Genomic DNA, 2,470 nt, shown 5'->3' with positions numbered 1-2,470 from the left:
CTGAACTCATCTGATGTTATCGACAATATGCTCATTACCCTGGTTAAGGCGCAATAATATGAAATGGAATCAGTCAGACAGAAAAGTACTCACAATTATAGCCATTACTGGTGTGCTCCTGTATGCCATTTATAAAGGACTTCAGTTTTTAGCTGGTGTATCAATGGGGGCCAGTTTTGGGGTCGGTCTGGGAGGAATGAGCGGTTCTCAACAGGTAGAAGAGTCACGAAAAGTTGAAACGGATGCGCCGACTCAAATTATTTATCGCATAGATAAAAATCGATATCTGACACTGGAAAACTACATATCTTGTGATAAGGGGGGGCAGGTTTATTATAATGATACTGAAAGGGAAATAAAAACCCAACTGGGATGGGATACAGATTTTTATGATTTCTCATATCGTCGTGGTAATAATGTTGCGGCTTATCAGGGAACCATTATTAATGGTGCAGATAATGGTTATCTCGCATTCCCCGGTGCATCAACCAGGCAATATTGTGGTAGCGGAAGGTCAGAAAGAGGTTGTCCTGTGTTTTTCTTCTTTTCAGCAGATCATGGAAAAACCTTTATCTATAAAATTATAGCTGAGGAGTACAACACCCCTGAACGATTCAGTAAGCTTAAAGTGGTAGTGGCTAATGATGGTGTTTATCTAAGGGATGAGTCCAAGAAAGAGCCAGTTTATAGTGATGGATATACTGATGGTCTTTCTGGTGTGAATAAATTTCGCTTCGATAGCAATAGCGGTAAGTTAATAAATGTATTTAATGATATGGATATTGAAGTTGAAAAACGGATAAAGAAGGAAGTGTCTCGAAGAAAACTACCATATGCTAATGATTATGGTCCGCGTTTTAATATATTTGACTATGCAAGGGAGTCTATTCCGCCTAAATCGCATGACGAAACTAATAGACTGGCAAATGAGCTATCTGATATAGCCACAAAAATGACAAGAGATGTTTATAAAAATAGAATTGGGTTCCCCCGATTATCTGATGAAGGTAGTGATAGAGCTTATCAATGCAATAATGAAGTTAAAGCCAAAACTATAATCTATATATCGAAATATGGTAAAAGGGATGTAGTGAAAAATGAGCAATAGCAAAGAGCCAATCCGAGAGCTTGAGTGTAAGTTCGATGATAATGGACACCCTTCCTGGAGTTCATTTCCTTCACATAAGAATTGTCAGGTTAGAGGTGGATGTGATTTACCACCTCATTTACCTGGGATTATTATACTGGTCCATGGTGTTAATTCAACGGGAGAATGGTTTGAGAGCGCTGAAGAAAGCCTATGTGTAGGTTTAAATAAACGGCTTGGCCTTGAAAAACCATATCTTCTAATTAAGAATAAATACAAAAGCGATTCTGTGGTTTCAACTACACCATTAGTTGAAAGAGATGCGACAAACACAAAAGAATCAAACTCTCCTGTGATTAGATTCTATTGGGGGTATTCCTCACCTAAAGGTAATGAAGATAAATACGTTATACCGTTAGCCAATAGGAAAGGCGTTGATTATCATCAGTTGAAAATGCAAGGTGTTTCTCATGAAAGCATTATTGCTCAGGGGCCATTTTTCTGGGGCGGGGGGCCATTCCAGAACGGTACAAATAATCTGCACTCTTTATGGAGTGAGAAAGGATTTAAAGAGAGCGTTGCCGGTATTAAGATACAATGGTTTAATGAAGATAAAGACCGCCTGTTAACCAATGCCCCGCCGCGAAAATATTATGCCCATGCGGCCAAACGTCTTGCAGACCTGGTTGACAGTATTCGTAAAAAATATCCCAAAGATACGGTGACCATTGTTTCTCACAGTCAGGGAACCATGGTCGCAATGGCTGCCGTAGCAATTGCTGAACAAGCACCTGATGCATTATTTGTACTTAACTCCCCCTATGCACTGGATCACAACGATCTTAATGGCGCGTCACTTCCGGCAGATGAGTGCATTTCGCCAGAAGGGCGGCAGAATACGTTATCTGCCATCATTGATAAGGTGGCTTCAAGAAAAAATCATTTGTCATCACTGGGCTATGAAGGGCTTTGTGTCGGACAAACGGCAGATAAAAAAAACTGGCGACCTGATGTCACTCTTGCTGATGAAAATGGTACCAGTCTTACCGAACGCGATAATCACGGGCGCACTTATATCTACTTTTGTCCTCATGACCGTGTTATGGGATCACGGCCGCTACGCTCAATTGGCTGGCAGGGATTACCCAATGATTCTCAGGGGCATCCTCATCCTCTGCTGAAAAAGCATCAGGGAAATTTATTTCAGCGGATGCTGGCTCGCAGTACTCCATGTGGCGAAGCTCCAAATCCCGTGACGCCTTTTGCAAAATTGCCGGATGGAAAACCTTTCTGGGATGATAAAGGCGACCAGTATCAAAGCAGTAGTTTCACCTATCCGGATCCTCCAGAATGGCAAACGGTTTTTATTAATGCCGAAAAAGT

2 protein-coding genes are annotated in these 2,470 nt (G+C 41.3%); both read left to right on the top strand.

All coding sequences use genetic code 11. From position 1 onward, the window contains the following. Positions 1-58 precede the first annotated feature (58 nt). Positions 59-1,108, top strand: a complete 1,050-nt coding sequence (locus OGV93_RS12895; RefSeq protein WP_103928592.1) for a T6SS immunity protein Tli3 family protein — start codon at positions 59-61, stop codon at positions 1,106-1,108. After that, positions 1,098-2,470: T6SS effector phospholipase Tle3 domain-containing protein (locus OGV93_RS12890; RefSeq protein WP_287109612.1), on the top strand; the 1,373-nt coding region annotated here is incomplete at its 3' end. The genes OGV93_RS12895 and OGV93_RS12890, both read left to right, overlap by 11 nt.

The sequence above is a fragment of the Citrobacter sp. Cb031 genome (assembly GCF_030336725.1).
GTDB classification, from domain to species: Bacteria; Pseudomonadota; Gammaproteobacteria; order Enterobacterales; family Enterobacteriaceae; genus Citrobacter; species Citrobacter braakii.
The sequence above is the reverse complement of the archived record's forward strand: the minus strand, read 5'-3'. Positions and strand labels throughout refer to the sequence as shown.